Source organism: Kiloniella sp. (assembly GCF_048270245.1).
In the GTDB taxonomy this organism is placed as follows: domain Bacteria; phylum Pseudomonadota; class Alphaproteobacteria; order Kiloniellales; family Kiloniellaceae; genus Kiloniella.
In genome coordinates this window covers 99,454-117,972 of sequence record NZ_JBLWTH010000003.1, presented here as the reverse complement: position 1 = coordinate 117,972, position 18,519 = coordinate 99,454, and the positions used below count along the sequence as shown (strand labels likewise).

Below are 18,519 nucleotides of genomic sequence, written 5' to 3'. Positions count from 1 at the left end.
AAAACTTATTTTTATTAAAGGTATATTCTATTGATTTGATTGATAGTAAATTGCAAAATTTTGGATATTTTTATTGGACATTGTTGTTTTAACAATATCGCTCCCTTCTAGCTATTTATAAGTGGGTATACTAGTCTTTATTTAAAAAATGAAGCTCAGTACATTATTTATAAAAGCAACTAATAAAATTGAACTGAATCAATGGGAGGACTAACAAGTGAACAATAAGATCAATAAAGACCTGTCACCAAAGGGAAAAACATCTGATACCCAAAACACTTCAACTCGGCGCTCCTTTTTAAAGTTTGCGGGCACGACGGCGGCTGTTGCGGGTGGGGCTACACTATCAGCGCCATTTATCAGTGATGCGAATGCGGCGGCAGGACACAAGTGGAAAGTACAATCGACTTGGGATGCGGGGACGACTGGTTACACCTTGTTTGAAGAGTGGTGTAAAAGTTTTGAAGAACGTTCTGGTGGCGAATTATCTATTCAACCTTTTGCCGCTAAATCTGTTGCTGCTGATAATAATGCCTTGTTTGATTCCGTTCGAAACGGAGTTCTACAGGGAATGAACCCCTTTACGCTCTATTGGGCAGGGAAAATTCCGGCCTCTGTTTTCTTATCATCTTATCCAGTTGGCCCTGATCAGCCAGCACAGTGGGACACGATGTTCTATGGATTGGGGATGTTGGAAAAGGCAAGAGAGATCTATGCCAAGTTTGGTTTGGTCTATGTCGGGCCTATTCAACATGATGCAAATATTATTCATTCTAAAGTGCCTGTCAGTAGTGTCGAAGATTTCAAGGGGCTGAAGCTAAGGGTTCCCGGTGGCATGGTTTCAGAAGTGTTCCAATCTTTTGGGGCCAGTACTGTAAGCCTACCGGGGTCTGATATTTTCCCAGCGCTGGAAAAAGGTACAATTGATGCGGCTGATTATGTCGGGCCTGCGGTCAACTGGGATCTAGGTTTTGGGCAGGTTACAAAACATATCCTGTTTGGCCCTCCGGGATTAATGTCTGTTTATCAACCTGTTGATTTGATGGATTTGACTGTTAATAAACGGGCTTGGGACAAGCTTTCTCCTGCCATGCAACAGTTTGTCGAAGATCAGGTTAAAACCTACTCCCTTGATCATTATGTTTCTATCCAAAAACGTAATGTAGAGGCTCTGAAGAAATTCACAGACAGTGGCAGTTCTGTGTCTCGTATGGGACAGGCCGATCTGGACAAATTCCGTCAAGCAGCGATCCCGATTTGGTATAAGTGGGCGAAAAAGGATGCTGATGCATCTGCTGTGTTCAAGATCCAGCTCGACTATATGATGAACGGTATTATGGGGTATATCTCTGCCTCTGATATTAAAGGGCAGAGCCTGTAATCTTAATTTAAGTTTGTCATCCTTGCTGACAATGCAGACGACAGAATAGTTGGTTCTGAAGGGGCCAACTATTCTGTTTGTTCGCACAGGCTTGATTATCAGCTCGTCATTTTATCTGAAGTATTTGGGAGGTACCCATGACGGACGGACCAGATTTTGGTTTCGTGTTGCCGCATTGGCTTTACTGGACGTGGTTGGCTGTAATGCCGCTGGTCTTGATTTATTGGGCAAATGTACAGGAAAAGCACAAAGGAAAACCACGACAAGACACAGATGGAGTTAGTCTTCCTCAGGACGAGGCGGAGGTCATTCAGTATAAAGAAAATGCTTTTACCCGTACCATAGATAAAATCAGCGTTGCCTCGGGATATCTTTGTGCTTTTTGGACTGTGAACGCGGTTATTGCGTATTTTTACGAAGTTATTATGCGTTATCTTTTTAACATGCCGACGATCTGGGTGCATGAAGCCAGCTTTCTTTTATTTGGGATGCAATATTTGATATCTGGCGCATTTACGTTGAAAGAAGAGGGGCATGTCCGGGTGGATGTTCTTTACATCAAACTTCCATTGAGGGGGCGTGTCGGGATGGATATTTTCACATCCGTCTTTTTCTTTGTGTTTATCCTTGCACTGGTTGGTACGTCAGCGACGTTCTTTGAACAGTCTTATCAAATGAATGAAACAACCGTTGAAACATGGGCAATCCAGTACTGGCCTGTGAAAGCAATGATGTTGTTGGGTGGGGTACTGATTTTATTTGCTGGTATAGCTAAACTGACAAAAGACATCATGACCTTTCGCTCATTAGGGCAGGGAGGGCAGCTTAATGGCTGATGTTAACGGTATTTCTTCACAGCAAAATAAAATGGGTGCACCTTCGCCACTTAACAATTCAATCGGACGCTACGGCACTGTTTTTATGGTGGTTTCAACCCTTGTGGCGTTCTTTGTATTAGGTGTGGAGCTCGTTAATGTTCTCTTCTTTGATCCTTATGAAGATGAATATTTTCTTTTCCGTTCTGCGGGAATTTTGGCCGATACGGATATCAGCACACTAACCTACATTATGTTTGGCAGTCTGTTTGTTCTGTTGATGATGGGGCTACCTTTGGCCTTTGTCACCGGGGGACTTGGGGTTGTTTTTGTGTATCTGGTTGGCGATCAGATCATGTTGAACATTATCCCGTCACGTATTTTCCCCATGATGACGAACTCTGATTTGGCCGCAATCCCCTTGTTCATCTTCATGGCTTCGATGTTAGAGCGTGCCGGCTTGATCGAAGAGATGTTCGATGTTGTCTATAAGTGGATGGGCGGGCTTAATGGCGGGTTGGCTGCTGCAACCATTCTTGCGTCGACAATATTGGCCGCGATGGTTGGGGTCATTGGTGCTGCGGTTGTTACAATGGGTATCATTGCCCTGCCTGCGATGCTTAAAAGGAATTATGATCCTGAAATTGCCTTGGGGTCTATTATGGCCGGTGGGACGCTGGGTATTCTAATCCCGCCATCTATTCTGGCTATTCTCTACGCGGTTGTTGCTCAGCAATCTGTCGGAGAACTCTATCTTGGTGCTTTGGCTCCTGGCTTGTTATTGTCCGGCCTTTATATCGGCTATGTTTTGCTTCGATCTTATTTGAACCCTGACTTGGGGCGCGCAATACCCGAGAACGAAAGGTTGAGCCTGTCTGAAAAACTGCGGCTGTTGTTAAAGCTGGTCGCGCCGTTATCACTTATTGTTGTTGTTCTGGGACTTTTGTTTGCTGGAATTGCAACCCCCGTCGAAGCAGCTGGGATTGGATCTTTTGGGGCTATCATCGTTGCGATTATGCATGGTCGCTTTGATTTGATTGCTTTGAGAGAAGCATCAGTGACAACTGTTAAAGCTTCGGCAATGGTTCTCTGGATTATTTTTGGGGCTTCTATCTTTGTCGGGTTTTATATTCTCCAAGGTGGTCAGGCGTTTATCAACGACGCGATTTTAGGATCGGGCTTATCCCCTTATGGCATTCTGTTTGTGATGATGGTGCTTTTGGTCATCTTGGGGATGTTTTTGGACTGGGTTGGTATTTTATTACTCGCGGTTCCTATTTTTGTGCCCATCATCAAAAGTTTGACTTTTGATGGTTTGTTCGGGTTTCCTGCTGTAGAGGGAGACAAGGTTGCGTTGTGGTTTGGGGTTCTGTATCTGATTAATATGCAGATGTCCTTTTTAAGTCCCCCGTTTGGTTATGCCTTGTTTTATATAAAAGGTGTTGCGCCAAAAGAAATATCAATGGCGACAATCTTTAGATCATCGCTGGCTTTCCTTGCTTTACAGGTTGTGGGGCTGGTGCTGTGTATCCTGTTCCCGGCAATTGTGACGTGGTTGCCAGAATTGGTTTACGGATAGCTTTGCAGGTTTTCATGTACTGAGGGTCGTTTCCCTCAGTACATGGGCCTTCAGAGTACAGAGGGTTCACTGTAAAGGGGCTAAGGGCGTGGATTTGTCTCGTATTAGATAAGACGAATTCTTATGCCCAATTCAGAGATCCGCAATTGGGCCGTAAAAATCGATTGGAAAATCAGCCTGATTACGTCCATCGACATTAAAGGGCGATTTTACCCGCCCTTTGAAGAGTGTCAGGATAATGTTCTGCCAGCTTTCAACCGGGTCCTCATTGTCTTGCTGACACAGGTATTCAAACCAGCGTTTTCCCTTGGCAACATGGGTGATCTCATCGTCATATATGACCTGTAGGCGGTCCGCACTTTCATAATCTTTGACAAGCTTAAGCTTGTCGATCATGCCGGGTGTGACATCTATTCCACGGGCTTCCAGTACCATGGGCACAACGGCCAAGCGGGCTTTGAGATTGTGTTCTGTAACTTCTGCACCTTGCCATAACCCGGCATGGGCAGGTAACGCCCCATAATTGGACCCCAGTTGATTAAGTCTTTCACAAAGCAACAGATGATGCCGTGCTTCATCGTCCGCGACGGAAACCCAATCATCGTAAAAGCCTTTGGGCATTTCCGTCGAGGCGAAACGTACAATGATATCCCAACACAAGTTTATCGCATGAAGCTCTATATGTGTCAGGGCATGAAGTAGGGCGACACGACCTTCTACTTCGCGGGTTATTTTTCGTCTGGGAACCTCTTGCGGAGGGACAAGGGCAGGGTTTTTCTCTCGCGCGGGCTCTTTTGGGATCTCTGCGGTACCGATACTTTTGATATTACCTTGTTGCCAAGCTAAGGCAAAACGACGACTAAGTTCTGCCTTTTCGATGGAATTGGCTGTCGTTAATGCAAGACGGGCTGCTTCTGACAGAGTAGCGGGAATCTTTGTCATTTATTTGCCTGTTAAATTTATTTCTGAGCGTAATTTATTTGTTGCGTAAAAGGCTGAGAAGAAGCGTGCAACTATGGGGGTTTAGGCGAAAAGGCTGGCGAGATCAATATCACCATGTCTTTCGTAAAAATCACTGGGTAAATCAAATGACATCCCGATGATAGTGTCCTGATAGCTAAAATAATTCACTGTAATTATTTCTGTTGTTTGATCATTGTCATCAAAGGATAGTTCTTCTTCAAGGGTGATGACTTCAATATCATCTTTAAGGACATCTTCCTTTTTGAGGATGAAATGTTCTTGATCGGATTTAAGACTTACCCAACTGTTATTTGACGTATTATTTTCAAATAGGATCAAGGCTTCGTTATCTAGAACAAAGAAGCTATAGCCATCTCCGCCGAAAACGGCAATCTCATCTGTGAAGAACAGCAGGGCGTCGTCATCGAGCTCTATATAAATATCGTTGTCTTCGTCGATAATATTATATTCATTTCCCTTATTGAATTCAGCAAGACTGATAGCGTTGGATTTATCCAGCTTGGCATTGGTAAGTGAAGAAAAATTGCTATGTGTTGCTACATTTTCTAGTAATCGGTCCAGCCCAATACTTTCTGTATCTGAGGTAGTGTTTGCGTTCAGGTGGTATTGCCCGTCTACAAAATCATTAATTTTTAATGACTGCGACCCGGTTGTGATGACTGCCTGTGACCAGTTTGCATTTGTTGACAACAAGGGCGTTTCATTTGGTGTATTCAGATCATCATTCAAGATAGTTTCGTTCAAAGAGGATACTGGATGTTCATCATCGGCATTTGCCGGGTTCATCTGAACAAGCACGAGAAAAAGAGCTTCGAGATAAAGGGCGGTATATAAACGTTTAAAAAAAGGTGCTGGCTTTTCTTTTTGTTCTTTTGTGGCCTGTGAAAAATGGTTAGCTGCAAGGGGGGCAGTACCTAATTCTTGCCCTGAAGGATTTTGTTCCTTGAGGGGTAAGCTATCTTGGCCCTTGCGGTTGTTTTCAGGCGCAGAATTTTTGGGTGTAGAATAGGGAGATATAGGCACTTCAATAGGCGCGGAATCATGTTTGTTATCAAACTTTTTTCCAGCTTGGAAGGTTTTGTAAATTCGTTTTAGGTCTTTGAACATTGTCTTTGCTACAAAAGCGTATCAGGCAAAATCGCGCAAGCTTACCGACGGGGCAAAGCTAACACATATATTGTGTCAAAAGGATGACGTGGGCCTCCGTTGATTTGATCTAGCCATATTTGAATGAAATACAAATTACCTCTCGAAAATACAACATCGGAATTGAATGTGGCCACTTGGTACAGTTTGGTTGCTGAAACGAGGACAGACTTTAACCCTATGGTAAGAGACTTATATCACTGTGCATGCAATTATTAGATGGCTCAAACGGGAGATTGTTTTTATGAAGAGATATTTGAGAAGATTTGCAATTTTATTGAGTTCAGCTGTTTGGGTTCCAAATCTGTCGATGCCAGTCTTCGCCGAAGGTATCGTGAGCCATAAATTATTTGAAGCTGTTGAGGATGCAACGCCTGTTTTGGTGCCTTTGAACTCACGAGGTGTTATCGATTTTGGTGGCAACGCCGCGGTAATTTCTATTGCATACAAAGATGAACGCCCGACTAAGGAAGGGTTTTTGTATGAACAATACAAAGACTGGCAGGCAAACGCGGAGACATTTGTTACCGAAGATGGGGAGCTGAGAACCATTTGTTCTATCCGCACTGGGGGAGATGGAGACGACTCAATTACAGTCTCGATATCCGACGGAGATGCTTTGCCCCCTAATGCAATGCCCTATGTGGAATACCAAGAAGCAACGGCACGGGGATACCCAACGTTTCTTCAAGAAAATCAGATTGTTCTTTGGGTCATTAACAGTGGGGACACGAACCGCAGTTATGAATCCTCAGCTTACGTTGGCATAGATGAAGAGGGGATTCCCTATGCAAATGTCAGTGGAAATGGGCAGGAACAAGATATTCTACGCGGATTTGCCAAGGGAGACAAAGTGGTCTTACTGGATGATTATTCCGGTGGTGATTTGTACGTTGGTTCCCTGAGCGGGTTTTCGGCGGCCTATCGTAAGATGGCAGCTTGGTGTGGGTTTTCTCCAGATAGCGTTTTAAAATAATACTATAAATTCCCCTCAATAAGATGTTGGCGATTTATTGACGCCCGTATCTTATTGGGGGAATGATATTTGATCTGCTAAGCCAACTCTTCCAAGGCTGCTTTGACTTCCACGACGTGGTTTTTCACCTTTACCTTACGCCAGATTTTTTGCACGACACCTTGAGCATCAATCAGAAAAGTTGCGCGTTCGATACCCATGTATTCCCGACCATAGAGTTTTTTCAGAACCCATACGCCATAGGCTTCGCAAATCTTGCCGTCCAGATCAGCAACAAGATCAAAGTTCAGCGTATTCTTGGCAATGAAATTGTCATGACGCTTTACGCTATCTTTTGAAACGCCAATGACTTTTGCGTTCAGCTTCATAAAATCTGGCTGTGCATCACGAAAATCACAGGCTTCAGTGGTACAGCCGGGGGTGGAATCCTTGGGATAAAAATAAAGAATAACGGCCTGTCCTTTAAGTGAGCTGAGGGTCCGTTCACCATTAGCCTGAATAGGGGCGGTAAAGTCCGGGGCAATATCGCCGACTTCGAGTGTCATCGTGATAATCCTTTTAAATTATGTTGTGTGATGATTATCGTCTGTATTCCATCATGACAAGGTTTGCTCTTTCAAGTTGAGTGATTATGAAACAGGTTTCGTTGCTCATGTTTGTGCTGCTCTTTTAGCTATCGTCTTCCTGTAAATTCTCGATACATGGTCTTTTGTCTTTAAGTATCGTTCTTTCAGTTCTGGGAAACCCGGTTCGTTACAGGCTTTGGCAAGACGGAATAAAACTTCGGGGGATGTTTTGTCCTCATCCAGATATTCACCTGTGGTGAGACGAAAGAGGTTTTGCAATTGATGGAACAGGTCAAAGGCATCGCACAGATCGGAAGTGTCTGCTGAGCTGATAATCCCGGCTTTGCACAGCTGTTTGAAAGCCTGTTTGGTGTTGCTGTGTAATATTGATGGGTCAGTGTGCGCATATCTTAGTTGCAGATATTGGCTTAAAAACTCCAGATCAATCAGTCCGCCATCGACAAGTTTGATGTCCCAATCGTTCTGGGCTGGTTTTTCCCGGGCGATGCGTTGGCGCATGTTGGCGATGTCATCGACAAGTTTTTGCGGGTCTCTTTCCGTGCAAAGTATCGATTGTATGACGCGGTTGATCTGATCACAGAATGCCTGATTGTACCCGATGGCTCTGGCGCGGGTCAGGGCCATATGTTCCCATGTCCAAGCTTCGTTCCGTTGGTATTTTTCAAATGCTTCTAGGGATAAAGCCAGCGGACCAGAACCACCGGAAGGGCGTAGGCGCATATCGATTTCATACAGACGCCCTTCGGGTGTCATGACGTTCAAAGAGTTAGTAAATCGCTGGGTCAGGCGGGCAAAGTATTGTGTCGGGTCAAGCGGACGGTCCCCGTTAGAATGGCTATCTTTCTCTTCGAGATTATAGAGGCTGATCAGATCGAGATCTGATGTGACGGTCATTTCCTGCGAGCCAAGTTTACCCATGGCCAGAATGGCAAAATTGCTTTTGGGTATTTCGCCATGCCTTTTTTGCAGTTCGCTTTGGACGTGCGGCAGTAACGACGTAATACTGGTTTCGGCAATGTTGGAAAGGTCTTTGCTGGAACGTTCGATGGAACAGGTTGTTCTCAGAATCTGAAGTCCGATACGGAACTTTTGATCATTTGCCCATCGACGGGTCTCATCGAGAATGTCTTGAAAATCGCGAGCTTCTTCGAGCAAATGTTCCAGTTGATTTTGCAAGTCTGGTAATTCGGGCAAGGGGTTAAAAAAATCATCACTCAAAACGGCTTCTAACAATGCAGGGGAATTGCTGAGACGGTCTGCGAGAGCAGGGGCAGCTCCCATGATTTCAGCTAATAGATCCAGCAGATTGGGGTTTGTTTGCAGCATAGAAAAAAGTTGGACCCCGGTCGGTAGACCAGACAAGAAGTCATCGAACTTGTTTAAAGCGGTATCCGGTGCCGAAGATTTTCCAAATGCTTCTAACAGAACCGGAACAATTTCCGTGATCAATCGTCGAGAACGTTCGGATCGTACAGCCCGATATTTTCCTTGTTTCCACTTTGTGATGATTTGAAAAACACGCGCACCATCTTGAAAACCGATATTTTCCAATTCTGTAAGTAACACTGGTGTTGCTTCTTGTCCTGTAAAGACCAGATTTTTTGTAGTGTCGTGCTGGGTATGATCTTCTTCAAACAGAGCTGCGTAATAATTTTCGACGACATGAAGGTGGCTTGATAATTCTTCGCTGAATTCATCTGCATTATCGTACCCCAGGAAAGCTGAGATATCTGCTAGTTCTTCGTCTGTATCTGGCAAAAATTGGGTTTGTTGGTCATCTACCATCTGTAACCTATTTTCGACACGGCGTAGAAACCAGTAAGCTTCGGTCATATCTTGAAGCACTTTAAGCGAAATCAGATGGGCTTTGTGAAGTTGTTCCAAAGCGAACACTGTTGATTTACTTCGTAAATCCTGATTTCGCCCCCCCCAAATAAGCTGTTGGGTTTGCGCAAAAAACTCTATTTCACGAATACCACCTCGCCCAAGTTTGATGTTGTGCCCTTTGATGGCAATCTTGCTGCCCCCCTTGTGGGCATAAATTTGCCTTTTGATCGCGTGGATATCGTTAATTGCCGCAAAATCGAGGTGCTTGCGCCAAACAAAGGGTTTGATTTCATTGATAAAGCGCTGACCGAGTTCTTCATCTCCGGCGATAGGGTTGGCTTTGATCATGGCACAGCGTTCCCAATTGAGACCCGTCGTTTCATAATAGGTCATAGCGGCATTGAACGAGAGTGCCAATGGCGTTGCGCTGGGGTCTGGCCTGAGGCGAAGGTCGGTTCGGAAAACATAGCCATCTTTGGTTCGATCATCCAGACAACGCACCAAATCTCTCGTCATTCGCACCATTCCTTCTTGTACGCCGCGATGGTGAAGATAGCTGATTTTTTCGGGATCATAGAGGATGATGAGGTCAATATCTGACGAGTAGTTTAGCTCCCAAGCGCCCAGTTTTCCCATGGCCATGACAACATACCCACAATCGTCTTCGGGCAGGTCAGGATTTTTAAGCTCAATTTGTCCACGTTCGTGTAATTCCAATAACAAATGGGAAATTGCGGTTGAAATTGCTGTAGATGCAAAGCCGGTAAGTTCCTCTACAACACGCCGATCGGTCCATTGTCCTGTGATATCTGCGAACCCAATGGCCAAAGATGCTCTTTTTTTTGCCCGACGGAGTTCCCCCATAACCTGTTGACGGTCCGTCGAAATTGCCACGTTCTGCAAAAGGTCGTGATGGATAGTTGTCAGACTTTTTTCAGGTCCCTGCTTTAAAAGCTGGCAGAGGAATTCCATATCTCTCAGAAGGCAATCGGAAAGATAAGGGCTGTTTGAGAAGACAGCTGCAAGCAGCGATTTCACTTTCGGAATCTCTTGGAAGTGGATAAGATCCTGCTTTAAATCAGAATTTTCGATACGCTCGATACGTTCATTCCAGTTAGAGAAGCCGCGTTCGGCCCTGTTGGAACAGGATATTTTGGGTAAAGTTTCTTCGGAATAGGAAAATGAAAGTATCATGAGCGCCGCTAGCTTGTTTCGAGTACAGTGCAAAGGCTGTAGAAAATGGTCAAGAGTAACCGTTCGTAAATATATGCCCTATTCTAATCGCCTGACAACTGTTGTGCTTGTGCGGAGCTCTCTCGACGTATGATTCGTAAAACATCTGTAGTTATTCTGGAAGTTATCGCGGCCTTGCTTGTGCTGTCTGCGGTTTTGGCGGGTATTGCCATCTGGCGCCTTTCTTCCGGCCCCGTGCAGCTTGATTTCCTAACCCCTTATGTGGAAGAGGCCTTTGACGACCCTGACCGGGAAATACGGCTGGATGTGGATACAACAGTCCTTGTTTGGCTGCCAAAAGAACGGGCTATTGCAATTCAAGTTGCTAATGTCCGGCTTTTGGATGGTTCTTCGCGTATTATAGCGGCTATTCCTTTGATGGGGGTAGATTTGGACGCTGGTGCTTTGGTTCGTGGAAACGTCGTCCCCACTGGGGTTGATATTATTGGACCAGAATTAAAGCTTGTTCGGGCTGAAGATGGTCATTTTGAAATTGATGACGCTCTGGATAGCGAGGATGATGAAAATGGCCAGAGCTTTGGTGATGCTCTGCCAGAAATCCTTGATAATCTAATGGCAGAGCGCGAGGCTGGACACCCGCTGGCCTATTTCAATCAGTTGCAGATTGTTGGCGCAAAAATGCAGATTGATGATCGCAAGCTGGGCATGATCTTTGACGTTCCCTATGCGAATATCAGTATTCGTCGCGACAAACTTGGTTTGCAGGGGGATATTGATTTAACCGTTGATATTGCCGACGAAGAAGCGATTTTAAATGGCGCTTTTGTTTATGATAGCGAGCTTCAGGTTGTTGATCTTGCGTTTCAAATCGCCGGGATTAATCCTCCTACTTTGGCGCAACTGGATCCAGCTCTTGCGGGATTGGAAACCTTTGAAATTCCTCTCGCGGCCTCAGTTGCGACGTCTGTGAATGTACAGGGGGAATTTGGGCGGAGCCGATTTGAAATTTCTGGCGGGAGTGGAACAATTGAAATCCCTGACCTTAAAGTACCGCCGCTTCCTGTTCAGGGGCTTTTCCTGAAAGGGAGCTACAGCCGCAGTAATCAAAAACTTACTGTTGATAATGCCGCGATCAATTTTGGACCGGAAGGGGAAAAAGGACCGCAGCTTTCCGTGGCCGGTTCCGTTTCAGGATTAGACGGCGATATGCAGGTTCTTGCTGGTGTTAAGGCCGTCGAAGTTCCTGTTGATGACCTTGCCCTCTATTGGCCAGAGCCTATGGCGACAGATGCCCGGGAATGGATTACGGATAATATCAAAACGGGCATTGCCGAAGAGGCTGTTGTCAAAGCGGTTTTGGATATTCCTGCGGGGGATTTTGAACAGGCCAAGCTGGTGTCACTGGACGGCAGCATGAAGTATCGCGACCTGGATGTGCACTATCTACGGCCTTTGCCACCAGTCAAAGATGTTTCTGGTACAGCTAAAGTACGTGCCGATGGGCTGTCTCTGTTTACCGAAGGCGGCAAGCTGGAAGATATGTCGGTGTTGCCGTCGACCATTGAAATAACCGGGCTGGATATTGAAGAAGAGCATATTGCCATTCAAACCGCAGTTGAAGGACCTGTAAACACGGCATTGTCCATTCTGAATAGCGAAAACCTGAGGCTCATTGATGAACTTGGCATCAAGCCGGAAGAAACAAGTGGTAAGGCGGCTGTTGCCGTTGATTTTGCTTTTCTACTGTTAAAAGATCTTAAGTTTAAAGATATGTCCATAGATGCCTCGGCAGAGATCAAAGAGGCACGGATCGGTAAGATTTATAACGGACACGATGCAACAGACGGTGACTTGCAGCTCAATGTTACCAGAGAAGGAATGCACGTCACGGGGCCGCTTTTACTGGCTGACATTCCGATGACCGTGGATTGGAAGGAACAGTTTGGCAGTGACGTTACGATCAGAACAAACCTGAAAGCAGATATTCCGCGTATTGAACCAGATGGTCTGTCAAAGCTGGGTATTCCTGTTTCTGATTATCTGGATGGTCCGGTTTCGCTTTCTTTGGCACTGGAAAACAAAGTCGATGATACAGGCGTTGTTCAGATCGCGGCGAATTTACAAGATGCCCTGTTGAAAATTGAAGACCTGAATTACTTCAAACAACCAGGCGATCCGGGGCAGATACAAGCCATTGTTTCGTTGAATGATGGTGAAGCCCAACACATTGACAGTTTTAATCTGGAAGCAAATGATTTCGCGGCAGAGGGCGAATTGTCACTGATTGATGGCACGATTGCGAAAGCTGATCTTGATCAGTTTCAGTTGGGCAACTCTTTGCTAACAGATGTTCAGGCTGATTTATCATCTGATAAACCGTCGATTGTCATTGGTGGTGGCGTTTTGGATGCTGAATGGTTTATCGGTGACGATAGCAACGAAGAAGATGCCAAGGCCGATCCGCTTAAGTCAGAGAGTGGTGAGATTGAGGTTAAGGATGCCAACGTTGACGAAGATGAAAAACAGACAGCGCCCATTAGCGTGATTGCAGAAAACCTAGATGCAATATACATGGCCGAAGGTCGGTTTTTCCGCAATGCGTCGCTGTGGCTTGATAAAGAACCCGAAGGCTGGAAACGTATGCAGTTTTCCGGCGAAATACCAAAAGAGCTTTGGTATGCAGAGGGGGCAAAAGCCAATCCGGAAACTGAAAACGTCAAGCGCACTTTCTCTATGGCCTATCAACCGCTTGAAGATGGTCGGCAGGGATTAAATATTACAGCCAATGATTTTGGTGCGATGTTACGGGCGCTTGATGTTCAAGATACTGTTCAGGGCGGTTCGCTTCAGGTTACTGGAATTGCCGAGAACTACCGCAGCGAAAGCCTGTTAAAAGGGAATATTGAGGCGCGTGGTTTGCGACTGGTTAAGGCGCCAACGCTTGCAAAAATGCTGGCCTTTGCGTCTTTGACTGGTCCAGTCACAACGTTGACGACCGAAGGGATCGCTTTTAATGAACTCAAAGGTGATTTCACCCTTCAGAACGGTTTACTGCGCAGTGATCTGATTAAGCTCTATTCGTCTTCTATTGGTCTGACGGCCAAGGGAGAAGTTGATACAAACAGGAAATTGGTTGCGCTGAACGGCACGATTGTGCCTGCCTATACCATTAACCGTATTATTGGTGGCATTCCTATTTTGGGTGACATTCTGACCGGGGGTGACGGACAGGGTATTGTTGCCTTCAATTATAGCCTGAAGGGCGATCTGGAAGAACCTGAAGTTTCTATTAATCCACTTTCAGGTCTGGCGCCCGGATTTTTACGGAATATCTTTGGGAACGCGACCCCAACGACAGAAAAGAAGCCCGAGAAGAAAAAAGAACCTTTAGACGGAACGAAGCCAGAAGACTAGGCCTTGTTTTGCTTAGATGACCTTGTCTTTGTTTAGATTAAATACCTCGGATTAGAAATACCCCGAATTAGAAAAAAGACATTGGGCCAATAGGCAAAAAGGGCTGCTAAATTAGCAGCCCTTTAACATTACCAAGTGGAAATTGTCAGCAGTAATTTCCTCGGCTTAAGCAGGCTTAACCAGAATATGTCTTTTCTTGCCTGCAGAGATTTTGATCGACCCTTCGTCGTTCAGATCTGACAGGCTAATAGGAAGACTGTCATCTTTGATTTGAACATCGTTTAAGCGTCCACCGCCGCCTTTGATGAGCTTGCGGGCTTCGCTGTTACTATTTGCCAGACCGATTTCCTTAAACAAAAGGAAGGCAGGAATCCCTTCTTCCAAGCGTGATTTTTCAATATCATGGCTTGGCAGATCCGCACTCATGCTGCGCTCTTCAAAGGCTTTGCGCGCTGTTTCCGCAGCAGCTTCAGCCGCTTCAAGCCCGTGGCACAGACGTGTTGCTTCCGTCGCGAGTACTTTTTTCGCTTCGTTGATATTTGCACCTTGCATCGCTTCCAGCTTTTGAATTTCCGCTTCGGAGAGTTCAGTGAAAAGACGTAGGAAGCGACCGACATCGGCATCTTCGGTGTTGCGCCAGTACTGCCAGAAATCATAGACCGACAGGCGTTCTTCGTTCAGCCATACTGCGCCACCGACGGTTTTACCCATCTTGACGCCGGATGATGTGGTCAGCAGTGGTGAGGTGAGACCGTACACTTCGTTCTGGCTGATACGGCGGGTTAAATCCACACCATTAACAATGTTGCCCCATTGGTCTGAGCCACCCATTTGTAGCAGACAGTCCCGACGCTTGTTCAGTTCCATGAAATCATAGGCTTGCAGGATCATGTAGTTAAATTCCAGGAACGACAGGGATTGTTCGCGGTCGAGACGCAGCTTTACAGAATCAAAACTCAACATCCGGTTGACCGAAAAATGAACGCCGTAATCGCGCAGGAATTCTAAGTAGTTAATGTTGTCGAGCCAATCGGCATTGTTGACCATAACCGCATCTGTCGGGCCGTCACCAAAGGTCAGGTATTTGGAGAATACCTTTTTGATACCATCCATATTATGCTGGATTTCTTCTTCAGTGATCAGCTTGCGGGCTTCGTCTTTAAAAGACGGGTCGCCAACTTTACTGGTGCCGCCACCCATCAAAACGATCGGCTTGTGACCAGTTTTCTGGAGCCAGCGCAACAGCATGATCTGAACAAGACTGCCGACATGCAGGGAATCTGCTGTACAGTCAAAGCCGATATAAGCTGCAATTGGACCTTTTTCGAGTTTGGAATCCAGGGCTTCCATATCCGTACATTGATGGATATAACCGCGTGCGCTCAGTTCACGAAGGAATTCTGAACGGAGATCGGTTTTTTGTGGCGCAGTCATTGTAACTCTCGCTTGTTTCGAAAAAGGTCATAAAAATAGTGGCCAAGAGACAATGTGCCTCTTGCCGTAGCCGCTGGGATTTACCACAATCATTTCCCTGAAACAATGGCCCCTGAGACAAGGGGAGTATAAACAATGGGCAGAAGGTCCATTAGATTTGAAAGATAAGGCGAGGCAAATGGGTGCAGATAAGTGGCTTCTAGGATTGATGAGCGGAACGTCCATGGATGGTATTGATGCTGCCTTAATCAAAAGTGATGGGCAAAGCGTCACAGAAACCGGGGCCACGCTGAGCTATAGTTATAGCCCCGAACAGCGTTCTTTGCTTGAAGGTGTCATGGGCGAGGGCAAGGACGTACGGGACGCTGAGGTACAGATGACCCGGTGGCATTATGACGCTGTGATGGCGCTCTTAGACAAAGCCAATTTGGCTCCTAATGACGTAGAGCTTATCGGTTTTCATGGACAGACGACATTTCATGATCCATCCCGACGCATAACAATCCAGATTGGAGATGGCGATCTTCTCGCCAAGCTGTCTTGTATTCCTGTGGTGAATGATTTTCGCAAAGCAGATGTCGCGGCGGGTGGAGAGGGTGCTCCCTTTGCACCGCTTTATCATCAGGCATTAGCGCAGGAGTTAGAAAAGCCGCTTGTTGTGCTCAATATCGGCGGTGTTTCCAATATCACTTATCTCGACCCTGATGGTACTGTTCTTGCCTGTGATACTGGCCCCGGGAATGGCTTGATTGATGATTGGGTTCAAAAGCATTTCGGACAATCAATGGACGAAGGGGGAAAGATTGCGGCCAAAGGCAAGGTGAATGCAACAGTTTTGAACACAATGCTCAACAATGGATTTTTTAATCAAGCCCCGCCAAAGTCACTGGATCGTTATGATTTTAATTTGGATGCCGTTCAAAGCTTGAACCCAGAAGATGGCACCGCGACCCTGACCGCATTCACTGCTGCTGTGAATGCAAAGATTGTGAGCTTCCTGCCGACCCGCCCAGAACGATGGGTGATAACAGGCGGGGGCCGACATAACCCCGTACTGATGCAGGCGTTACGATCAGCATTAGGTGTAACGGTCGATCCTGTGGAACGTGTCGGATGGGACGGTGATGCTCTTGAAGCGCAAGCCTTTGCCTTCCTTGCCAAACGCAGCCAGTTGAAGTTACCATTGTCTTTGCCAACAACAACAAAGGTCCCAGAACCTTGCCTCGGCGGCGTATTACACGCGGCTTAAATACGGAAGACTCTTTGTTGATACCAATAAAAAGGCCGCTGAAGATGTTTAATCTTCAGCGGCCTTTAAAGTTTTCTGAAAGAATACTTCGCAGTTTTATCTTTCAGTTCTTATTCTTCGCCCCTTACTCTTCAACTGGCGCAACCAAACGTTGGCTGACATAGTCTTGAATGTGACTGTCGATGATTTCCATTTCGTTTTCGAAATAGTGTCCGGCGGTTGGCTCAACGCGGTAATCTATAGCGATACCTTTTTGTGCGTTTAGTTTATCAACCAGTTTCGACGTTGCAGATTCCGGGACGACGTCATCGCGTTCGCCCTGAACAATCAGACCAGATGACGGGCAAGGCGCCAGAAAGCTGAAATCGAACATGTTTGCTGGTGGGGCAATAGAGATAAAACCATCAATTTCCGGACGGCGCATCAAAAGTTGCATGCTGATCCAAGCCCCAAAAGAAAAGCCGGAAACCCAGCATTGGCTTGAATTGGCATTCACAGACTGTAACCAGTCCAGTGCGGATGCTGCATCAGACAGTTCGCCTTCACCTTCGTCGAAGGTTCCCTGTGAACGGCCAACGCCACGGAAGTTAAAGCGCAGAACAGAAAAACCCTGTGCCTTGAAAGAGTTGAACATCGTGTAAACGATTTTGTTGTTCATTGTGCCGCCGTGCTGTGGATGCGGATGAAGCATCAAGGCAATGGGCGCGTTTGGTGTTGGATTGTGAAAATAGCGTCCTTCGAGACGTCCTTCCGGACCGTTCAAAATAATATCAGGCATGCACTCACAGTTCCCCTTCGTCGAATTTCGAGGCTTTATTTCAGCCATACACCTGTTTAGACTGACCAAAACATAAGCTTGTAAGCCAAGATGGTTGGTCTAAACACGATAGTTACACTTGACCCTGACGATCTTGATAATTATATCGCAGGCAATGTGCAATGTGTTTTCAATGCATTGTATATAAGCCAGTGCTTGCCCTGAGCCAAATACCTTTTTCAATTAAAGTAAAAAGGTTCACAAGGAAACGAACCGATGTTCGACAGAATTAAGGCCGAAATTGACGCAACGATGTCTCGCGATCCCGCTGCGAGATCGCGTATGGAAGTGGTTTTGTGCTACCCCGGCTTTCAGGCTGTTACGCTTCATCGCCTGTCGAACAAGCTCTGGCGCAGTAATTGGTGCTTATTGGCGCGTTGTCTGTCCCACATTGGACGGGTCGTAACGGGTATTGAAATTCATCCCGGCGCGACAATTGGTAAAGGCTTCTTTATTGATCATGGCATGGGTGTGGTTATTGGGGAAACCTCTATCATTGGTGACAATGTGACGCTTTATCATGGCGTGACTTTGGGGGGTGTTGCCCCTAGTGTCGATTCTGATAGTCAGCGGGGGACAAAAAGGCATCCGACATTGGAATGCGGTGTGATCGTTGGATCAGGCGCACAGGTGTTGGGGCCGATTACAGTCTCTAAATGCGCACGTATCGGTGCCAATGCTGTCGTGACCAAAGATGTTCCCAATTGTGCGACAGTTGTTGGTATTCCGGGTAAGGTCGTGAATACAAAAGAAGACAGACCTTCGACACCAACGTTCCCTGTTGTAGAAGATCAGCCCTTTGTTGCCTATGGTACCCCAACGTGGGATGTGCCCGATCCGGTGGCAAAGACACTGGAAGGGCTATTGAACGAGGTCCAGTCGCTGAGAAGTCGATTGAATACCCTGGAAGGTCAGGACGATTATCAAAAAAATCTACTGACAAAGACGGCAGAGAATGACAAGAAAGATGACGTTGGGGATAAAACCTCTTCGTAAAATAGTGGTAGTCTTACCCGCTGGGTAACGTCGGTGTGATGCGCTGCCAAAAAGCTATTGACCAAAAGTGACGGGATAGTTTCGGAAGAAAACTATCCATAATGGTAGGAGAGTAAGGCC

General features: G+C 46.1%; 13 protein-coding genes. 7 read left to right on the top strand and 6 right to left on the bottom strand.

The features are described 5' to 3' along the window. Positions 1-217 precede the first annotated feature (217 nt). The 3 genes from dctP to ACN0W5_RS08340 all read left to right on the top strand — a co-directional run bounded on the left by dctP (position 218) and on the right by ACN0W5_RS08340 (position 3,775). Positions 218-1,381 carry a TRAP transporter substrate-binding protein DctP gene (gene dctP / locus ACN0W5_RS08350; protein ID WP_417453694.1) on the top strand — a complete coding sequence of 388 codons (1,164 nt, stop codon included), beginning with the start codon at positions 218-220 and terminating at the stop codon, positions 1,379-1,381. Positions 1,382-1,518: 137 nt separating this feature from the next. Further along, entirely contained in the window at positions 1,519-2,217 is a 699-nt protein-coding gene (locus ACN0W5_RS08345; protein ID WP_417453693.1) for a TRAP transporter small permease subunit, read from the top strand. Next, positions 2,210-3,775, top strand: coding sequence for a TRAP transporter large permease (locus ACN0W5_RS08340; protein WP_417453692.1), 1,566 nt, complete (start codon positions 2,210-2,212; stop codon positions 3,773-3,775). Before ACN0W5_RS08345 ends, ACN0W5_RS08340 begins: the two co-directional genes overlap by 8 nt. A 132-nt stretch (positions 3,776-3,907) precedes the next feature. On the opposite strand, the gene ACN0W5_RS08335 is transcribed toward ACN0W5_RS08340, so the two are convergent. Continuing rightward, positions 3,908-4,717 carry a ferritin-like domain-containing protein gene (locus ACN0W5_RS08335; RefSeq protein ID WP_417453691.1) on the bottom strand — a complete coding sequence of 270 codons (810 nt, stop codon included), beginning with the start codon at positions 4,715-4,717 and terminating at the stop codon, positions 3,908-3,910. 81 nt (positions 4,718-4,798) lie between these two features. Continuing rightward, entirely contained in the window at positions 4,799-5,866 is a 1,068-nt protein-coding gene (locus ACN0W5_RS08330) for a hypothetical protein (RefSeq protein ID WP_417453690.1), read from the bottom strand. Between the two features lie 283 nt (positions 5,867-6,149). Here ACN0W5_RS08330 and ACN0W5_RS08325 point away from each other — a divergent pair, with 283 nt between their 5' ends. Beyond that, positions 6,150-6,881, top strand: a complete 732-nt coding sequence (locus tag ACN0W5_RS08325; RefSeq protein ID WP_417453689.1) for a hypothetical protein — start codon at positions 6,150-6,152, stop codon at positions 6,879-6,881. A 77-nt stretch (positions 6,882-6,958) separates the two neighbouring features. Here ACN0W5_RS08325 and bcp read toward each other — a convergent pair whose 3' ends face one another. Continuing rightward, the gene (gene bcp / locus ACN0W5_RS08320; RefSeq protein WP_417453688.1) at positions 6,959-7,426 is read right to left on the bottom strand and encodes a thioredoxin-dependent thiol peroxidase; all 468 of its coding nucleotides are present in this window, start codon (positions 7,424-7,426) and stop codon (positions 6,959-6,961) included. A 105-nt stretch (positions 7,427-7,531) separates the two neighbouring features. After that, positions 7,532-10,489, bottom strand: a complete 2,958-nt coding sequence (locus tag ACN0W5_RS08315; protein ID WP_417453687.1) for a bifunctional [glutamine synthetase] adenylyltransferase/[glutamine synthetase]-adenylyl-L-tyrosine phosphorylase — start codon at positions 10,487-10,489, stop codon at positions 7,532-7,534. 129 nt (positions 10,490-10,618) lie between these two features. Between ACN0W5_RS08315 and ACN0W5_RS08310 the strand changes: the two genes are divergently transcribed. Beyond that, positions 10,619-13,903: an AsmA-like C-terminal domain-containing protein gene (locus ACN0W5_RS08310; RefSeq protein WP_417453686.1), complete on the top strand. Its 3,285-nt coding sequence runs from the start codon at positions 10,619-10,621 to the stop codon at positions 13,901-13,903. Between the two features lie 165 nt (positions 13,904-14,068). On the opposite strand, the gene tyrS is transcribed toward ACN0W5_RS08310, so the two are convergent. Further along, positions 14,069-15,337, bottom strand: a complete 1,269-nt coding sequence (gene tyrS, locus ACN0W5_RS08305; protein ID WP_417453685.1) for a tyrosine--tRNA ligase — start codon at positions 15,335-15,337, stop codon at positions 14,069-14,071. Between the two features lie 178 nt (positions 15,338-15,515). Between tyrS and ACN0W5_RS08300 the strand changes: the two genes are divergently transcribed. Then, entirely contained in the window at positions 15,516-16,586 is a 1,071-nt protein-coding gene (locus ACN0W5_RS08300; protein WP_417453684.1) for an anhydro-N-acetylmuramic acid kinase, read from the top strand. A gap of 124 nt (positions 16,587-16,710) precedes the next feature. Here the strand turns inward: ACN0W5_RS08300 and ACN0W5_RS08295 are convergent, their stop codons facing one another. Further along, a complete protein-coding gene (locus tag ACN0W5_RS08295) occupies positions 16,711-17,364 on the bottom strand; it encodes an alpha/beta hydrolase (RefSeq protein ID WP_417431478.1) in 654 nt (217 codons plus the stop codon). Between the two features lie 255 nt (positions 17,365-17,619). Between ACN0W5_RS08295 and cysE the strand changes: the two genes are divergently transcribed. Beyond that, positions 17,620-18,399 carry a serine O-acetyltransferase gene (cysE, locus tag ACN0W5_RS08290; protein ID WP_417453683.1) on the top strand — a complete coding sequence of 260 codons (780 nt, stop codon included), beginning with the start codon at positions 17,620-17,622 and terminating at the stop codon, positions 18,397-18,399. The last annotated feature ends 120 nt before the right edge of the window (positions 18,400-18,519 follow it).

Excerpts from the sequence above, each read along its gene's own strand:
- ACN0W5_RS08345 (WP_417453693.1), top strand. The coding sequence starts at position 1,519 with ATGACGGACGGACCAGATTTTGGTTTCGTGTTGCCGCATTGGCTTTAC.
- ACN0W5_RS08340 (WP_417453692.1), top strand. The coding sequence starts at position 2,210 with ATGGCTGATGTTAACGGTATTTCTTCACAGCAAAATAAAATGGGTGCA.
- ACN0W5_RS08335 (WP_417453691.1), bottom strand. The coding sequence starts at position 4,717 with ATGACAAAGATTCCCGCTACTCTGTCAGAAGCAGCCCGTCTTGCATTA.
- ACN0W5_RS08330 (WP_417453690.1), bottom strand. The coding sequence starts at position 5,866 with ATGTTCAAAGACCTAAAACGAATTTACAAAACCTTCCAAGCTGGAAAA.
- ACN0W5_RS08325 (WP_417453689.1), top strand. The coding sequence starts at position 6,150 with ATGAAGAGATATTTGAGAAGATTTGCAATTTTATTGAGTTCAGCTGTT.
- bcp (WP_417453688.1), bottom strand. The coding sequence starts at position 7,426 with ATGACACTCGAAGTCGGCGATATTGCCCCGGACTTTACCGCCCCTATT.
- ACN0W5_RS08315 (WP_417453687.1), bottom strand. The coding sequence starts at position 10,489 with ATGATACTTTCATTTTCCTATTCCGAAGAAACTTTACCCAAAATATCC.
- ACN0W5_RS08310 (WP_417453686.1), top strand. The coding sequence starts at position 10,619 with ATGATTCGTAAAACATCTGTAGTTATTCTGGAAGTTATCGCGGCCTTG.
- tyrS (WP_417453685.1), bottom strand. The coding sequence starts at position 15,337 with ATGACTGCGCCACAAAAAACCGATCTCCGTTCAGAATTCCTTCGTGAA.
- ACN0W5_RS08300 (WP_417453684.1), top strand. The coding sequence starts at position 15,516 with ATGGGTGCAGATAAGTGGCTTCTAGGATTGATGAGCGGAACGTCCATG.
- ACN0W5_RS08295 (WP_417431478.1), bottom strand. The coding sequence starts at position 17,364 with ATGCCTGATATTATTTTGAACGGTCCGGAAGGACGTCTCGAAGGACGC.
- cysE (WP_417453683.1), top strand. The coding sequence starts at position 17,620 with ATGTTCGACAGAATTAAGGCCGAAATTGACGCAACGATGTCTCGCGAT.